General features: G+C 73.0%; 13 protein-coding genes and 1 pseudogene. 4 read left to right on the forward strand and 10 right to left on the reverse strand.

The genetic code is table 11. The features are described 5' to 3' along the window. Nucleotides 1-24 precede the first annotated feature (24 nt). The 3 genes from VGR06_RS23345 to VGR06_RS23355 form a co-directional block, all read right to left on the reverse strand. The gene (locus tag VGR06_RS23345) at nucleotides 25-4,317 is read right to left on the reverse strand and encodes an ExeM/NucH family extracellular endonuclease (protein WP_327561242.1); all 4,293 of its coding nucleotides are present in this window, start codon (nucleotides 4,315-4,317) and stop codon (nucleotides 25-27) included. A 227-nt stretch (nucleotides 4,318-4,544) separates the two neighbouring features. Then, nucleotides 4,545-4,922, reverse strand: a complete 378-nt coding sequence (locus VGR06_RS23350) for a nuclear transport factor 2 family protein (protein WP_327561243.1) — start codon at nucleotides 4,920-4,922, stop codon at nucleotides 4,545-4,547. Beyond that, nucleotides 4,919-6,526 carry an AMP-binding protein gene (locus VGR06_RS23355; RefSeq protein ID WP_327561244.1) on the reverse strand — a complete coding sequence of 536 codons (1,608 nt, stop codon included), beginning with the start codon at nucleotides 6,524-6,526 and terminating at the stop codon, nucleotides 4,919-4,921. The genes VGR06_RS23350 and VGR06_RS23355 overlap by 4 nt, the downstream gene beginning before the upstream one ends. A 55-nt stretch (nucleotides 6,527-6,581) precedes the next feature. Here VGR06_RS23355 and VGR06_RS23360 point away from each other — a divergent pair, with 55 nt between their 5' ends. Further along, on the forward strand, nucleotides 6,582-7,406 hold the full coding sequence (locus VGR06_RS23360; RefSeq protein WP_327561245.1) for an acyl carrier protein: 825 nt from the start codon (nucleotides 6,582-6,584) through the stop codon (nucleotides 7,404-7,406). 90 nt (nucleotides 7,407-7,496) lie between these two features. Continuing rightward, nucleotides 7,497-7,967, forward strand: coding sequence for a DUF2690 domain-containing protein (locus VGR06_RS23365; protein ID WP_327561246.1), 471 nt, complete (start codon nucleotides 7,497-7,499; stop codon nucleotides 7,965-7,967). Between the two features lie 10 nt (nucleotides 7,968-7,977). Here VGR06_RS23365 and VGR06_RS23370 read toward each other — a convergent pair whose 3' ends face one another. From VGR06_RS23370 to VGR06_RS23400, 7 genes and pseudogenes are all read right to left on the reverse strand, one after another. Then, complete coding sequence (locus VGR06_RS23370; RefSeq protein ID WP_327561247.1) at nucleotides 7,978-9,423, reverse strand: NADH-quinone oxidoreductase subunit C; 1,446 nt, start codon at nucleotides 9,421-9,423, stop codon at nucleotides 7,978-7,980. After that, entirely contained in the window at nucleotides 9,420-10,907 is a 1,488-nt protein-coding gene (locus tag VGR06_RS23375; RefSeq protein ID WP_327561248.1) for a proton-conducting transporter membrane subunit, read from the reverse strand. Before VGR06_RS23375 ends, VGR06_RS23370 begins: the two co-directional genes overlap by 4 nt. Next, on the reverse strand, nucleotides 10,907-11,530 hold the full coding sequence (locus VGR06_RS23380) for a hypothetical protein (RefSeq protein ID WP_327561249.1): 624 nt from the start codon (nucleotides 11,528-11,530) through the stop codon (nucleotides 10,907-10,909). Before VGR06_RS23380 ends, VGR06_RS23375 begins: the two co-directional genes overlap by 1 nt. 13 nt (nucleotides 11,531-11,543) lie before the next feature. Then, a complete protein-coding gene (locus VGR06_RS23385) occupies nucleotides 11,544-12,488 on the reverse strand; it encodes a respiratory chain complex I subunit 1 family protein (RefSeq protein ID WP_327561250.1) in 945 nt (314 codons plus the stop codon). A 121-nt stretch (nucleotides 12,489-12,609) separates the two neighbouring features. Next, the gene (locus tag VGR06_RS23390; protein WP_327561251.1) at nucleotides 12,610-14,409 is read right to left on the reverse strand and encodes a proton-conducting transporter membrane subunit; all 1,800 of its coding nucleotides are present in this window, start codon (nucleotides 14,407-14,409) and stop codon (nucleotides 12,610-12,612) included. After that, nucleotides 14,406-14,897 (reverse strand): oxidoreductase, encoded by a 492-nt coding sequence (locus tag VGR06_RS23395; RefSeq protein ID WP_327561252.1) that lies wholly within the window; start codon nucleotides 14,895-14,897, stop codon nucleotides 14,406-14,408. The genes VGR06_RS23390 and VGR06_RS23395 overlap by 4 nt, the downstream gene beginning before the upstream one ends. Nucleotides 14,898-15,528: 631 nt before the next feature. Further along, nucleotides 15,529-15,642, reverse strand: a pseudogene (locus tag VGR06_RS23400) (DnaJ family domain-containing protein); the annotation flags it as partial. A gap of 142 nt (nucleotides 15,643-15,784) precedes the next feature. Between VGR06_RS23400 and VGR06_RS23405 the strand changes: the two are divergent. Next, nucleotides 15,785-16,564 carry a hypothetical protein gene (locus VGR06_RS23405; RefSeq protein ID WP_327561253.1) on the forward strand — a complete coding sequence of 260 codons (780 nt, stop codon included), beginning with the start codon at nucleotides 15,785-15,787 and terminating at the stop codon, nucleotides 16,562-16,564. A gap of 12 nt (nucleotides 16,565-16,576) precedes the next feature. Then, entirely contained in the window at nucleotides 16,577-16,771 is a 195-nt protein-coding gene (locus VGR06_RS23410; protein ID WP_327561254.1) for an ATP-binding protein, read from the forward strand. Nucleotides 16,772-16,823 lie beyond the last annotated feature (52 nt).

Consider the following 16,823-nt stretch of genomic DNA (forward strand, 5'->3'; position numbering starts at 1 on the left):
AGGTCACCTTCAGGGCATTCGGCCTCAGGTCAACCTGATCGGAACGTCGACCCGCTGCGTCGGGGTGTTCGGGTAGGTGATGGCGATCGTGACCGTCACCGCACCCGTTCGCCTCTTGGCGGTGGGCCATGGCAGGACGAACGAGCTGGTGAAGGGGTCGTAGAGCGGGGTTGTCGCCGGCAGGGACTGGGCGCCGGACGCCGACACGCTGACCCGGCCGGACACCAGCAGGAACAGGGCGGCCAGGTGCGGGATCGGGGTGCCGGCGGCGTCGGTGAGCTGGAAGTTGACCGGAACCACCGAGCCGGCGCGGAACGAGCTGCCCGCTGCGGGGGACAACACCCGGACGCCGAGGTAGACCACCTGGGTCAGGGCGCCGGAGCTGGCCAGGTAGGAGCCGCTGCCGGAGTAGGCGGCGCTGACCGCGTGGGAGCCGAGGCCCAGGCCGGAAACCGGGTCGCTGGTGGCGACGCCGTTCACCACGGGCACCGGGGCACCCAGCGCTCGACCGTCCACAGTGAACTGAACCAACCCGTCCGGAGCGAGGCCGGAAACCGTCGCGGTGAACCGGACCGCGCCGCCGATCGTGGCCGGGTTCGCCGAGGAGGCAACCGACGTCGCCGTCGCGGCCTTGGCGATGGTCACGGTGAACTGCTGGGTGGCCGTGCTGACCGGGTTGCTCGCGGTGACGGTGAACGCGAACGTGCCGGCGGTGGTCGGCGTGCCGGTGAGCACACCGCCGGTCAGGGCCAGGCCGGGCGGGAGGGTGCCCGCGCTGACCGTCACGGTGACCGGCGCGCCGCCGGTGTGCGGGACCGCCGCCGAGTACGGGGTGCCGACCGTGCCGTTGGGCACCGCGTCGCCGAGGGTCACCGGGTCGATCATGTCGACACCGGACGGCGCGGAGGCCGAGCCGAGCAGCGCGTTGTTGCCGGAGTAGGTTGCCACGACGGTGTGGTGGCCGGCGGAAAGTGTCGACGTGACAAGGGAAGCGGAGCCGCCGGCGCCGAGGGCCACCGCACCGAGGGGCGCGCCGGCGTCGGTGAAGGTCACCGTGCCGGTCGGCGAGACCGGCCCGGCGACGGTGGCGGTCAGCGTCACCGGAGAACCGGTCGCCGCCGGGTTCGGCGACACGGCAAGGGTTGTGCCCGTGGACGCCCGGCCCGGGTCGAGTCCGATGAGGACGGGGTCGTGGTCGCTGGTGCGGAACCGGTCCGGGGCGTAGAGCGAGGCGATCTGGCCCGGGCTCTTGAAATCGGTGTTGTAGTCGAGCACGGTCGGCTCGTCGGCGTTGTGGTGTGCGTCGCCGGCGCCGGTCACCTGGGCGACCAGCGAGCTGGACGCCAGCACGTAGTCGAGGTAGCCCCACTGGCCGTCGAACACGTAGGAGTACGCGTCCAGGCCGTGGAAAGCCTTGACCAGGTTGACGAATCCGGCGGACTCGAGGGCCGCGATGGGGTCCTCGCCGGCGTAGGAGTTGAGGTCGCCGACGATCAGCACGTCCGGGTCGCCCACCGACGGGATCACGGTGTCGCGCACCCAGCCGGCCAGCTCGTTGGCCTGCTCGGTGCGGTGCGCGTTCCAGCAGCTCTGGCCGTCGCCCTGGTCGGTGTCCGGCCCGGAGGTCGGGCAGGAGCCCTTGGACTTGAAGTGGTTGGCGATCACGGTGAACCGGGCGCCGTCCGCGGTCTGGAACGTCTGCGCCACCGGGCGCCGCTCGAACAGGGCGTTCTGGTCGACGAACGTCATACCCGCGACGGGTTGCACGGACGCCGTCCGGTACAGCAGCCCGGCCTTGATCGCGTCGGTGCCGGCCACGTCGACCACGCCGGTGGCCGCGTCCGGGTTGATGAACGCCCACGCGCCGGGGCCGTCCACCGCGTTCAGCGCGTCGACCAGGGCCTGGACGGCGCTGTCGGCGCCGTAGCCGTCGTTCTCCATCTCCATGTAGCCGACCACGTCCGCGCCCATGAACCGGAGCGACGCGACCTCCTTGGCGAGCTGCCGCTGGTACTCGGTGCTGTCCCCGGCGCCGCGGCAGTCGGCCGGGCCGCCGATCGTGCCGAACCGGCAGCCGGTGAACGTGTTGAAGAAGTTCAGCAGGTTGGCGCTGGCCACCCGGATCCCGCCGGTGCCGACGGACGGCGGCGCGACCGGGCGCTCGTTGACCGGGTCGAACACCGCGGTGCCGCCGAGCGCGCCGACCGGGCGCAGCCGGTAGGCGTTGCCGCTGGCGGCGTTGCCGGCCCAGGTGTAGGTGAGCACGCCGACCGGGTCGGTCACGGTGTCCCCGCCGCGCAGCGTGTTGCCGGCCGACAGCGGCGATCCGCCGCGCCCGAACAGGATCGGGTCGGGGTTCTGGTTCTGCAGCGCGTCGTCGATGATCAGCCGGTTGAGGTTGTTGGCCTGCTGCAAGGCTTGCACGGCCGGCTGGTCGGTGGCCCGGATGTCCGCGGTGGGCTGCCGCAGCCGCCCGCCGGAGGAGACCACGACCTGGCCGAACCGGCCGAGCTGGAAGTGCTCGGTGACGGTCAGCGTCTGGTGGAAGCGCACCAGCATGCCCTCGTACGGCTCGAGGTCCGCGGCGTCCGCGCGCGGCAGCGCGACATCAACAGGGGTCACCGGCGCGGTCGACCCGCACGGCTCGACGCCGCCGGCCGGCGCGGTGAGCTGGGTCTGCCCCTGGAACTCCGAGACCGGGCCGGTCACCTGCACGACGTCGCCGTTGGACACCAGGTTGGCGCTGCTGTCGAACACGAAGATCCCGTCCGAAGTGGACGGATTGCCGTCGCCGGCGTCCTGGAGGTAGAAACCGCGCAGCGCCGGCGAAGCGCCCTCGTAGTCGGCGACCACGGTGCCGCGCACGGTCACGGTCTGGCCGGCCACCGGGCTGATGTCACCGGTGCCCTGCACCGAGCCGATGCTCACCGCGGGCGCGGTGCACGCCGGCGGCGCCGGGCCGACGGTCACCGTCGCGGTGCGGCTGTCCACCTGGCCGCCGGGGCCGGTCACCCGCACCCAGTACATGGTGGTGGCGGTGAGCGCGGGCGTGGTGAACGAGGCCGCGGTGGCGCCCGCGACCGGGCTCGTCGTGTCGCCGGCGGTACCCGTGTACCACTGGTAGGTCAGCGGCCCGGTGCCGGTCGCGGCGACGCTCAGCGTGGCGGTCGAGCCGGACGTGATCGTGCTGTCCTGCGGCTCCGTGGTGATCGACGGCGCGGTGGTGCCGCCGCCCGCCGGGGCGAACGCCACGCCGCGCAGCACGGTGTTGGCCGCGGCGCTGCGCAACACGGTCGCGGTCGCGCTGATCGTCGCGTTGCCGGCCGCGGTGTCGTCCACCTTCACCAGCGCGTTGCTGGCGACGCTGGTGGTGGCGAACAGGGTCACGCCGGTGCCGGTGACCGAGCCGGTGAGCCCGCGCACTCCCGCGCCGCTCGGCCGGAACGCCCCGCGCGCGGTCCACGCGCTGCCGTCGAAGGAGAACTTGAGGATGCCGCCGCCCGGGCTCGCCGAGTCGTCGGCCACGTAGAGGCTGTCGATGCCGGGCACGGCCGGGTCACGGTCCAGCGCCACGAACCCGTACGGGCTGGGCACCGGGGCGACCAGCGCCGGGGTCTGCCCGCCGGCCGTCGGCAGGCCGGAGCCGACCGCGTACACGCCGGTCGGGCTGCTGCCGGTGGACACGTACAGCTGGCCCGCCGCGATGCCGACGGTGCGCAGGTTGGTCGGCGCCGCGCTGTTGATCTGCGTGGTGGCGCCGGTGCTGCCCAGCGTGGCGAGCCGGACGCCGCCGCTCGCGCCGGCCACCCAGAACCGGCCGCCGTCGTCGCTCGCCGCGCCGCGCACGTTGGCGCCGCTGAAGATGTCGGTGATCGCGGTCGAGGAGTCCACCCCGCCGGAGGCGTCCACCCGGGCCACGGTCCGGGCCACCGTGCTGGTCGAGGACGTGGCCACGCTCGCGGTGCCGGGGTCGGCGTCGTAACCGGCCAGCGTCAGGTATCGGCCGTCCGCGGAGAGCGCCAGCGCGCCCTCGGAGGTCGCCGATCCGCTCATGGTGAGCCGCCGGTTCGCCCCCGCGCCCGCGGTCGGCAGCGCCACGCTCTGCACCAGCGCCCCGTCCGGCGTGTACTCGTCCAGGAACACCGGCGCCGCCGCGCCGCTCAACGTGCCCGCGCCGTCCCCGACCCGCGCGACCACGACGTTCCCCGACGAGAACGCCGCCGCGGGCGCCGCCCCACCCCCCAGCGCCCCCACGGCTGGCACCACCAGCGCCAAGGTCAACCCGGCAACCAACGAACGGCGTAACGGCACGCGCACGGCAGACTCCAACTCAGACCGGTGGGGACAGCTCGCATGACGCTAGATTCCGCACGCCCGAACCGGAAGGGTCATTAGCCCGCCTCTCCGGAATTTTGATGCGGTCGGTGCGTTTCGGGGAACGGTGCGGTTGGCGGGTTGATTGTGGCTGGGTGCCGTCACGGTCCCCTGAGGATCTGTTGGTCGGGGCGAGGCTGTGTCAGCCCTTACGGGGTTGATCCTCTGCCCTATCGGGCGGTGCCCGCGGTGTAGGTGCGCGCCGGCAGGGGACCGTGGAAGGACACCACGCGCCGGATGCGCTCGGCTTCGAGGTGGAGGGCGGTCTCGCCGGACATGCCGGGTACCGGCGGGAGCAGTGCCCACCCGTAGCGGCACCACGGGCCGGCCGCCTGCACCCCGGTGGTGCGGGTGAGCCGCCGGGTTCCGATCAGGCTGGACAGGCCGGCGATGTGGTCGGCGAGCGCGGTCGTTCCGTGCAGGGCCACGACCGGGTTGTGGTAGTCCAGGTCGGGATGGCACAACTCGGCCAGGCGTTCCTGGAGTACGGCGGGGTCCGGTTCGCCCCAGGCCATGAGGAAACGGTCGACCAGGACCTCCGGGTTCATGACGGAACCGCGTCCAGCGCACGGTGCCGCTGAACCTTGCCCGAGGTGGTTTTCGGAACAGTTCCGGGGGCGACCAGGCGCACCACGTCGGGGGCGATCCCGACGGAGCGCCGGACCGCGTCGCGGATGTGCCGGGCCAGGTCGGGGTCGTGGCCGCGGCGGACCTCGGCGATGATCGCGACGCCCTCGGTGCCGGCCTCCGGGCGCGGGTAGGGCACGGCGGCGACGCAGCCGGCCCGCACCCCGGGCACCGACGCACAGGCCAGCTCGACCTCCTCGGGCTGGATGTTCCGCCCGGCCACCACCAGAACGTCCTTGATGCGACCGCACACGACGAGCTCGCCGCCGGCGAGGTAACCCCGGTCCCCGGTGTGCAGCCAGCCGTGCTCGTCGACGGCCGGCTGGCCGGCGGCCCCGGACACCGTGGCCACCGAGGGACCGCGGACCCGGATCTCACCGACCTGGCGTTCGGCCAGCTGCTGTCCGCTGCCCGGATCGACGATCGCCAGCGCCAGCCCGGGCAGCGCCGGGCCGATCACGGCGAGCCGCCGGGCGTCGGCGCCGTCGCCGGCGGGTCGTGCCACGCCGGCGTGCAGGCTGGCCCGGTCGACGGCGTCGGTGCGCAGGCCGTGGCCGGGTGCGGACAGGGCCACCGCGACCGTCGCCTCCGCCAGGCCGTAGCCCGCTACGAGGGCTTCCGGCGGGAACCCGAACGGCCGGGCGGCCGCGCAGAACGCGTCCATGACGGCGGGTTCGATCTGCTCGGCGCCGCAGAGCGCGACCCGCAACGCCGACAGGTCCAGACCTTGGGCGGCCGGCAGCAGCCGGGCGAGCAGCGCGTAGGCGAACGCCGGCGCGCTGGTGGACACCGCGCCGTACCGGGAAAGCATGCGCGGCCAGCACAGCGGGTCGGCGAGGAAGTCGGCGGCCGGCCGCAGCAAGAGGCGACACGCGAGGGCCATCGGCAGGATCGCGTAGCCGATCAGGCCCATGTCGTGGTGCAGCGGCAGCCACGAGCAGCGTGGGCGCTGGCCGAGTCCGGCGTTGCCGGTGGCCGCCTCGATCGCGGTGATGTTGGCGGCCAGGTTGCCGTGGCTGACCAGAACCCGGCGCGGCGGGCCGGTGGTGCCGCTGGTGAGCTGCACGACCGCGGTGGCGTCCTCGGCGATGCCGGGTGCCCGCCACGGCTGTGCGGCGCCTTCGGCCGCGAGCCGCGGCACGCTCGTCACCGGGCACGGCAACGCGCCGGTTTCCAGTTCGGTGAACGGTTCTCCGGCCACGAGCAGGTGGGCACCGCTGGCCCGCACCGCGCGGCGCACCGACTCCAGCACCGCGGCCGGCTCCCGCACGTGCGGTGGCGGCAGCACCGTGACCGCGGCGCCGCTGAGCAGTGTTGCGCGCAACGCGACCAGGGTGGCGATCGACGTCTCGGCCAGCAGGCCGACCGTCGTGCCCGGTCCGATGCCTCTGCCCTGCAGGCGGCCGGCGAGCTCCCGGGCGTCGCGGTGGATGGCGGCCCAGTCCTGGCGGTGCGGGTGGCCACCCTCGTACACGACGACGCCGCCGGTCACTCCACTGTCCAAAGCAGACAGTAGCCAGGTCATGACAGCTAGTATGGCTTGGTTTCGGGGATCGCTGCTAGGTGCGGATGGGTCTCACATGCCTGACCTGAACGAGCAGACGTTGTACGCCGAGTTGGGCCGCCGGTGCGGGTTGCCGGACGTGTCGGCGGACACCCCGCTGACCGAGATCGGGCTGGACTCGGTGCAGTGGCTGGATTTCGTGGGTTGGCTGGCCGATCGCGGGATTGCCGCCGTGCCGGCGACGATCGCCGGGGCGTATACCGCCGGCGAGCTGCACGGCCGGTTGTCCTCGGCGCGCCAACCGGTTTCCGAGCCGGCCCTCGACTTTGCCGGTGAGGATCCCGGTTCGGCCGGCGCCCTGCTGCTCGGCCCGGCGTACGAGCTACGCCCCATCGACCCCGGGGTGATGGGATTCCTTTACCAGCTGGCGATTTCCAGCGAGGTCGGCTACCGCTGGCGGTTCCGCGGCGCGGTGCCGAACTACGAGACATTCGAGGCGAGCTTCTGGCAGGGCACGCTGTGCCAGTTCGTGGCCGTCGACCGCGCGACCGGCCAGCCCTGCGGCCACGTCATCTGCTACAACCCCGAAATGGCGCACGGTTACGCCTCGGTGGCCGCGGTGTTCCTGCCCGGTCACATCGGCACCGGCGCGCCTCTGCACTGTGTCGGCTCGTTCGTCCGCTACGTGTTCACCGTGTGGCCCATGCGAAAGCTGTACCTGGAGGTGCCGTCGTTCAACTTCAGCCAGCTCGCCGCCGGCCGCGGGCGGCTGTTCGACGAGGAAGGTGTGCTGGCTGAGCACGACTATTACGCCGGCCGGTACTGGGACCGGCACGTGCTCGCGGTCTACCGCCGGCACGTCGGCCTGCCGCCCATCAACGCGCGCGCGGCTAATGGCTGAGTCGGGCTTGCGTCCTTCGGCGGTGCCCAGGCACACCTCGTGGTCCTAGCATCGAAAGGCTCGAAACCGTTGGGGTAGAGGAGGTTTCGGATGAGCACCGCACTTCGCAGGACCGCATCGGTCACCGGATCCGCCGCCATTGTCGGCGCCAGCCTCCTGTTCGACGGCAGCGTCGCGCAGGCCGCCCCGTACGACGGTACCGACCCCCAGGCGACCGGCTGTTCAAACACCGGGCGGGTGGTCCGACAGGCTCCCTTGGCCAATGAATTCGGCGGCCAGCAGGGGACGGTTTATCTCTACTACAGCACGGCCTGCCGCACGGTCTGGGCGAAGGTCGTCACTGGCCTGCCGGAATGCATACCCGGCTTGCCTCCGGCCCTGAGCTACTGCGCCGCCGCGTTCGTCCACCGCAATAGCGACGGCGCCCAGCTCCGCTGCGACACCCCGGCCGGGGCCAGCTCCTGCTACACCCGGCAGCTCAACGACGCCAACGTCACCTCTTTTGCCAAGGCAGTCCTCGAATACGGTACTGGCTACTCCGGCGTGACCGGGTCGTACTGATCCACCCTGCTTACAGGTCGTGGCCCGCGGCGGAAAGGTTGATGCTGCGGGCGATCAGGGGGAGATCGGCGAGTTCGGCGCCGGCTGCCGCCAGCGGTAGGGCGGGGGCGTTGAGGAAGCTCGGGTCGACGATCTTGACGCGGGTGAGGGTGCGGTCGGCGGCGAGCTCGACGCGGTGGGTGACGGTGCCGCGCCAGGCTTCCGCGGTGCCGACGCCGGAAGCCGCGGTGCGCGGGTGTGGGCTGGGTGGTTCGGTGGCGGGCGGCTCCTCGGTGAGGTCGTTCACGAGGTGCCGGATGATCGCGATGGAGGTGGGGACTTCCTTGGCCCGGATGAGGAAGCGGGCCAGCACATCGCCGCCGTCGTGGGTGTGCACGGTGAAGTCCGGGGTGGGGGCGGCGTAGGCGCGGGTGTCCACCGGGAGGCCGCTGGCGCGGGCGACGTAGCCGAGCGTGCCGAGGTCGGCGGCCTGGGCGGCGGTGAGCACGCCGGTGCCGGTGAACCGGTCGCGCACCATGGCGTTGTCGAGGGCCAGCGCGGTGATCTCGGCGAGGTCGGCGCCGAGCACGGCGAGCGTGTCCGGGTCGGGCGGGTTGACCAGCGCGGCGTGGCCGGGACGGAGGGCGCCGCGGAGCAGGCGGTGGCCGGTGACCGTGTCGTTGAGCCGAAGGAGCCGCTCGCGGACCCGGTGGGCGTGCGTGTCGAGGACGTCGTGGCCGGCCGCCGTGCAGAGCGCGCCGAGGTCGGTGACGTGGTTGTAGAGCCGTTCCAGCTCGAGCAGGATCGCCCGGGCGGCCGCCGTCGCGGCGGGCACGGCGATGCCGAGCGCGTCCTCGACGGCGCGGCAGAAGGCGAGCGTGTGGCCGACCGCGGTGTCGCCGCTGATCCGCTCGGTGAGGGCGATCGCGTCGTCCGGCCGGCGGCCCTCGAACAGCCGCTCGAGTCCTCTGTGGACGTAGAACAGCCGGAGGTCGAGGGCCCGCACGGTTTCGCCGTCGAGGGTGAGCCGGAGCTCGCCGGGCTCGGCGATCTCGCCGTGCACCGGGCCCAGCGAGACATCCGAGCCTGCCGGCGAAATCTCAGTGAACGCCGGGGATTCGCCGGCGTCGCGGCGCATCGGGTACCAGCCGCGCGGCCAGTGGTCGTGCCGTACCAGCCGGCGGGGCTCCGGGTGCTCGTCCGGGATGACGCCGTACAGGTCGTGCAGCTCGCGCTCGAACCGGGCGGCGGCCGGCGACATCCCGGCCAGGCTCGGCACGTGCGGGTAGACCGGCTTCACCTCGACGTGCAGTTCGGCGCGCTCACCGTCGGCGGCGCTGGTGAACAGGTACACCACGCGCAGCGCGTCGCCGTCGTCGTGCCCGGCGACCAGCGTCACCTGGAAGCCCTCCTCGACGAGGGCGGTGGCGTGCCTGGTGAGCGCGGCGGCCGTGATCGTCTGCGTGGTGCTCGTCATGGCGTACCCGTCAGGATGTCGGCGGCCAGGGACAGCAGGTGTTGCAGCGGGCCGGCGGCGGTTATTCCGGTGACAGCACAGATCGCGAGCCCGCCGCCGAGCGCGGCCGCGGTGCTGAGCGGGGTCCGCTCGGGCGCGGTCGCGGCGCCGGGCCCCTCGACGACCGGCGCGGTGTCGACGAGCATCCGGCCGGCACCGGTGAGCACCGCGGCGTTGACGACCAGCAGCGGTACCAGGGCGATGCCGGTGGCGACGGCCGTGGCAACGCCCGCGCCGAACCCGGCACGGAGGATGCCGAGCTGGCCGGCGAACGTGGCGAACGGCGGAAAACCAAGCAGGGCAAGCACCCCGAGCCCGACGACAGCGGCCAGCACCGGATCCCGGGTGGCCAGGCCCCGCACGTCAGCGGCCTGCCGGCTGCCGGTGAGCTGCAGGATCCGGCCGGAGGCAAGGAAAAGCACGGCCCGGGCCAGCCCATGGCCGAACAGGAGCAGCAGCACCGCGGCGACGGCGAACCGGCTGCCGGCCGCGGCGCCGAGGGCGAGCAGCGCCACGTGCGCCATACCGGCGTAGGCCAGCATCCGCTTGTACTCCCGCTGCGCCACCGACAGCGACGCCGAGACGGCGAGAGTGGCCAGGGCCATGATGATCAGCAGGGTGCGGGTGAACCCGGCGCCGAGCGCGGCGTCCGCGATCACCTTGACCCGCAGGATCGCGCCGAAGGCCACGGACAGCAGCACCCCGGAGAGCAGCGCGGCGACCGGCGCGGGCGCCTGGCTGTGCGCGTCCGGCAGCCAGCCGTGCAGCGGCGCCAGGCCGGCGACCGCGCCGAACCCGACGATCAGCAGCGCCACCGCGATCCGCAGCACCGCACGGTCCACAGTGGACGCGTTCGTGGCGAGCGCCGTCCAGTCCAGACCGACCGTTCCGTTGAGCAGCACCAGGCCGAGGAACGCCAGCGCCATCCCGACCGAGCACCCGAGCAGGAACTTCCAGGCGGCCTCCCGGGCGAGCCGGCTGCGGCCCTGCACGATCAGGAACGCGGCGGCGATCACGGCCACCTCCACCCCGACCGCCAGCACGCCCAGGTTCGCGGCCAGCACCGCCAGCGTGGTCGCCGCCAGGAACGCCTGCACCAGCAGGCTGTGCCGGCCGGCGACCCGCGCGGCGAGCGCCTCGTCGGCTTGGCCGGCGCGGATCTCGGCGCGCAGGAACGCCGGGCTGGCGCCGGTGGCCAGCAACCCGGCGGCGCCGATGACGATCACCAGGAACGCGCTGACCGCGTCCACCCGCAGCGCGCCGTTCAGTGCCACATACGGCCCTTCGGCAGAAACCACGGTGGCGAGGGCGATCCCGCAGGCGAGCACGGCCGCGGCGACCCCCGCGCCCACCCAGGCGGTCGGCCGGCGCCAGCCGGCGAGTCCATAGAGGACGGCACAGAGCACCGGGAGCGCGACGGGTGCGGTGATGAGAACGGTGATCATCAGTCGTGCAGCTCCCGAAGCTCGGCCGGATCGGTGTCCGCGGTGATGATCATCCAGGCCAGCGCGGCGAGCAGCACGTCGAGCGCCACCGCGAGCCCGGCGAGCAGCGGCACCGCCGTCGTGGTGAGCACCGCGACCGCGGTGATCCCGTTGTCCGCCAGGAGGAACCCGACCGCCTGGGAGGTCGCGCCGCGGACCGACACCAGCACCAGGAAGCCGATCAGCAGCACCGCGACACCGGCCGGAACGGCACCGGTGGCCGGTGCCGGCGCGGACCTGATCACCGGCTGGGACACCGCGAACGCGACCAGGGTGAGCGCCGCGGCGGCGAGCAGCGTGACCGGCATGCCCACCTGCCGGCGTGCGTCCCGGACCGGCAACCGGTGCACCAGGTACGGCAGCACCCCCGCGCGCAGCACCAGAATCCCCGCGGCCAGCCCGGCGAGCGCGACCGAGCCCTCGTGCCCGGCCCGCACCGCGGCCAGCCCGCCCAGCGCGATCCCTTGCAGCACAAGGAACCGGTTGACCGCCGGCGGTTCCGGGCGCCACAGCGTCAGCACCGCGGTGAGCAGAACCGCCCCGGCGGCGAGGTCGAGCAGCTGCACGTAGCCGGCGTCACCCACGCGGAACCTCCCTTCAGGACAGGAACAACGACGCGGACATCGCGAGCCCGGCCAGCACGAACGCCCCGGCGAGCAGCTCAGGCACGCGGAAGGCCCGCAGCCGGGCCAGGAACACCTCGCTCACCGCGAGCGCCACGGCCAGCAGTGTGATCTTGACGGCCAGCGCGACCACCCCGACCGCGAGCCCCGCCGCGCTCTCCTCGGCGGCGATTCCCCACGGCACGAACAGGTTCGCCAGCAACCCCAGGAAGAGTGCCAGCCGCGCCGCCGACGCCAGCTCCACCAGCGCGAGGTCCGGGCCGGCGTACTCGAGCACCGTCGCCCGGCGGGCCATCGCCGGCTCGGCCGGGGCCGGCCCGTCCACCGGCCGGAGGCCGCTCTCCGCGATGATCACGATCAGGATGGCCGCCGCGGCCAGCAGGCTCGCCGGGGTGATCATGCGGCTCGGCTCGTGCACGGTGCTGGACACGATCACCGCAAGGTTCGTGGATCCCGCGCGCACGGCCGGCGCCAGCATCGCCACCAGCAGCGCCGGCCCGCTCAGCGCCAGGATCGTGACCACCCGGCCCGCGCCCAGCGCACCGAACGCACCTCCACCGTCCACACCGGACAGCGCGAGGGCCACCGAGCCCAGCACCAGCAACCCCACCACGGCCACCACGTCCGCGACCGGGCCGACCGCGGACTCGGCGGTCACCAGCGGCGCCACCACCGCGACCACCAGCGTGGCCGCCGCCAGCACCACCGGCGCGAACCGGAACACCTCGCTCGCACCGTCCGGAGTGGACGGCTCCTTGCGCAGGAGCTTGCGCAGCTCCCGGTACGGCTGCAGCACTCCGGCCCCGGCCCGGCCGGTGAGCCGGGCCCGCACCTGCCCCGTCACGCCCACCAGTGCCGGCGCCCCGGCGACCACGATCACCGGCTGCACCACCGCGCCGGCCACACTCAGCCAGCTCACTGTTTCTCCTCGTTCGCTCCCGCGAGGCCGCAGAAGATGCCGGCTTCCTTCGTGCGCTGCTCGGGCGCCGGTGTTGATACCGACCCCCTGCGGGGACCCGCCCCCTCCTCCTCGCTCCCGCTCACCGGACCACCGCCAGCACGATCAGCAACCCGGTCACCGCGGAGAGACCGACGCCCAGGTAACGGTTCGCGCTCCCGGTGCCCAGCGCCCGGGCGACCCGTTCCCAAGCTCCGCCCACCGCCGGCAGGCGCGGCACCCGAGTACTGATCTCGGGCAGCGGCACGGCAAACGGTGTCCCGGCGGTACCCGCCGGCAGGCCACCGCTCCACACCGGGACGGTGCGCCGCGGGCGCACGGCCAGCAGCCGCAACCCTCCGATCACCACGCCGGCCCCGACCAGCAGGGCGGCCACGGTCAGCAGCGGGGACAGCGAACCGGCCACTGTGGACAGCTCGACGGTTGTCGCGCCCCCCGTTGACTCCGTGCCGGTCAGCGTCCGCGTCACGGTGCCCACCGCGGGCAGCACGAGCGTCGGGGCCAGGGCCAGCACCACGCCCGCCACCGCGGCCAGACCCATGGCGGCCAAGGGAAAGTGCGGGCTCTCGGTGGTGGTGCGGCGATCACGGCCGAGGAACCCGACGCCGAATGCCCGGACGAACGTGGCGATCGCGAGCCCGGCGGTCAGCGCGACGGCCGCCACCGCGACCGACAGCAGCACCGCGGAACCCGGCCCGGCCGACGGCACCCCGTGCACCAGGCTCTGCAGCAGCAACCAAACGCTGACGAACGCCGCACCCCCGGGGAGCGCCGACGCGCCCAGCGCGCCGAGGCCGAAACCCACGGTGGTCAACGGCATCCCGGCCCGCAACCCGCCGAGCGCGGCCAGCTCCCGGGTTCCAGTCGCCTGCTCCACCGACGCGGCGCCCAGGCTCAGCAAGGTCAGCGTCGCCGCGTGGTTGACCACGTGCAGCAACCCGGCCGCGAGCGCCAGCCCGGCCAGCACCGGCCGGCCCCCGGCGGCAAACACCCCGGCCGCGCCGACCCCGACCAGCACCACACCCAGGTTCGCCGCCGCCGCGGATCCCAGCAGGCGCTGGAGATCCGTGGCCCGCGCCGCCCGGGCCATGCCGGCCACCGCGGCGCCCGCGCCCAGCACCAGCACGACCGCCCACCACCAGCCCGCGCCACCGCCGAGCAGGTCGAGCCCGACCCGCACCAGCCCGTACCCGCCGAGCCCGGCCATGCCCACCGAGAACAGCGCCGACACCCGGCCCGGCGCCGCCGCGGCGGCCCGCGCGGCCACCCCGATGGTCACCGCGAAACCCAGCAGCGCCACCAGGAACACCACCGCGGCCAGCGGCGAACGCGCCGCCCGGACCGCGGGGAAGGAGTCGCCGCCGAGCACCAGCAGGCCCACCGTGATCGCCACGAACCCGGCCTGGCTCAGCACCGCGAACTCCAGCCCGGCCGCCGTGCGCGGCCGGTGTACCAGCGGAAGCGCGGTCACGATCATCAACTGCCAGCCGAGCAGGAACGTGCCGACCCCGTCCGCGGCGGCCACCAGCAGCATCGCCGCACTGAGCAGCGGCACCAGCGCCGGCACCGTCACGCCGTCCGCCCGGCCGAGCCCGTACACCGCAACGACCGCGGTCACCGCGCCGAGCAGGGTGACGAACAGCCCGCCGAGCGGATCGATGGCCAGCCGGATTCCGAACAGCGGCAGCACCCCGGACGCGCCGAGGGCGAATGACTGCCCGGCCAGCGCCGCCACCCCGGCGATCATCGCGGCCAGCCCGGACAGTGCCGTACCCGCCCCGGACACCAGGGCCCGCAGCGCCACCGGGCTCGCCACCGCGGCCACCGCCGCCGCCACGGCCAGCCCCAGTGCCACGTCGAACGCGATCCCCGCCAGGTTCATCGCCCGGTCAACCCGCGCAGCGCCGCCACGATCTCCTCCGGGCGGGGCGGGCAGCCGGCCACCTCGGCGTCCACCGGCACGATGTCCCGCACCGGCCCGGCCACTCCGTGGGCGCCGGCGAACACCCCGCAGTCCCGGGCACAGTCACCGACCGCGACCACCAGCTTCGGCCCGGACATCGCCTCGTACGTGCTTCTGAGGGGTTCCGCCAGGTTCCGCGTCACCGGGCCGGTGACCAGCAGCGCGTCGGCGTGCCGCGGCGAGGTCACCAGCCGCGCGCCGTACCGCTGCACGTCGTACACCGCCCCGAACGCCGACCCGATCTCCACCTCGCACCCGTTGCACGACCCCGCGTTCACATGCCTGACCTGCACCGATCCGGCCAGGTCCGCGGTGGCCGCCCGCTGGGCATGCGTGGTGTACGGATGCGCGGGTGCCGGCTCGGCCACCCGGCCGGTCCGCACGATCCTGCGCCATAACCGCAACAAAGCCGTCCTCCTCACAGTCGGGGCAGAGAAGGTGCGGACACCTTACGCCGTGCTTACTGCTCGCCCCGCCGCACCCGGAACTCGACCGGTCGGTCGGGTTGTGTTGGCGGGGTGGTGGGTTTGAAGAGGGCAAGGACGGGGGGACGGGGCGGGTGGTTGGCCTGCAGTGCCCGGGCGGCGGTGGCGAGGACCAAGACGGGCCGCTGCGCGGCTTGGGGTTGGAGTGACACCTGCGGGTGACACCCGGGCCACGATCGCCAATGGGTGTGGCTCCTTTGGAGGGAGTTGTCGATCTCGGGCGAGGAGCGAGGCTGGTGTGCAATGTCCTGAAGGCGGCCTTCAGGACGCTCAACGTCCCGAAGGGCCCCTTCAGGACACCAAACGATCAACAACTCCCTCCAGAAGAGCCACACCCATCGCCAATTCCGTGCCTCTACCCGCGAAAATCGCGGGTAGAGGCACAAAACGGTGATCTTGATGCCCAAGATCCTCGTTTGGGGCTCGCTACCCGCGCTCACCGCGGCCAACCAGCCCCAGTCAACGATCTTGGCCCCGCCAACCTCGGCCCAGAAGATCAACTTCCGCCCCGGCCCGCCCACCAGTCACCCCGTCAACCGCCAGTCGGAAGATCAATCGGCTTCCCGGCGCCGGGCAGACCGTCGAACTCCCCCCGCTCCGTCGCCTCCCTGATCTGCTTGTCCACCCATGACTCGAAGCTCATCCCGGGTGGCTTGCGCTCGGTCATGCCCCATTGTCGCAGAGCCGTTCGCCGGCACCCCGTTACCACGAATGGGTGAAAGCGAATCAAGGGCTAACGCCGCCGCTCGGCCGAGCGAGTTAACGGGCAGGCAAGTGAGCCGCCGCCGCGCGTACCGGGAGGAATACCTATGCGCTATCGACCCATGAACGACGAGCCCGAGGATCTGCGGTTCGGCCGCTTCATCCCGGACGACTGGGAGCACGTGGAGCGTTATCCCATCACCGCGCTGGCCGAGGAGGACCGGCCGAGCCGGGTGCCCGTGGTGATCGGGGTGAACTGGTACAGCGAGTTAGACAAGCCGGAGCGCGACGACAAGTCCGGTGAGTTCTTCATCGCGCGCGGCGGGGCGAGCACGCTCACCCGGGTCCGCGGTGGCCACTGTGTCTGCCTCGAGCCCGGCGGCGAGCCCGACAAGGACTCCAACTACGTGTTCTACAACCAGGGCCGGGAGGGCGCCTGCGTCGGCTTCGGGTGGTCGCGCTGCATGACGCTGCTCAACGACAACCAGACCTACGCCGCGCGCTGGTTGTGGGACCGCGCCAAGGAAACCGACGAGTGGCCGGAAACCCAGCCCGGCGACAACAACGGCACGTCGGTGCGCGCCGCCGCGGAGATCCTGGTGAAATCCGGCCACGTGGACTGGGACAAGAAGTACGAGCACGACGACTTCCGCGCCCGGGCCAAGTACGCCGGGGACGTCACCGACGGCATCAAGGTCTTCCGCTGGGCCAAGGACGTCGCCGACGTGCACGCCGCCCTCGGCAACGCCCGCGCCGACGAGCTCGGCGCCGTCCCGATCCTCAACTCCTGGGGCGAGGGCTACCCGCACCGCGTCTGGATGCCGGACGACGTGCTCGCCCGCCTGATCACCGAAGAGGGCGAGGTCGCCATTCCCACCGACCGCTGAGGCGGTAATGCGGTGAATGCGTCCTTCCTCGCACCGGGCGTGGGGAAGGACGCATTCACCGCACTTCCGGGGGTGCGGTCTACCGGAGGCAGCGGCCTCGGCCTCGTCATCGCCCGCCGGATCATCACCGACCACGGCGGCCGGATCACCGCCGAAAGCACCCCCCCGTGGGGTACCTCGATCACCATCGTCCTGCCGGAGCGATGAGTAGGCGGCCGGTTGGTCGTCTTACCGGTCGAAGGTCAAACACACGGGAGGT

Origin of the sequence: Actinophytocola sp., from assembly GCF_036002505.1 — a bacterium.
In the GTDB taxonomy this organism is placed as follows: Bacteria; Actinomycetota; Actinomycetes; order Mycobacteriales; family Pseudonocardiaceae; genus DASYTH01.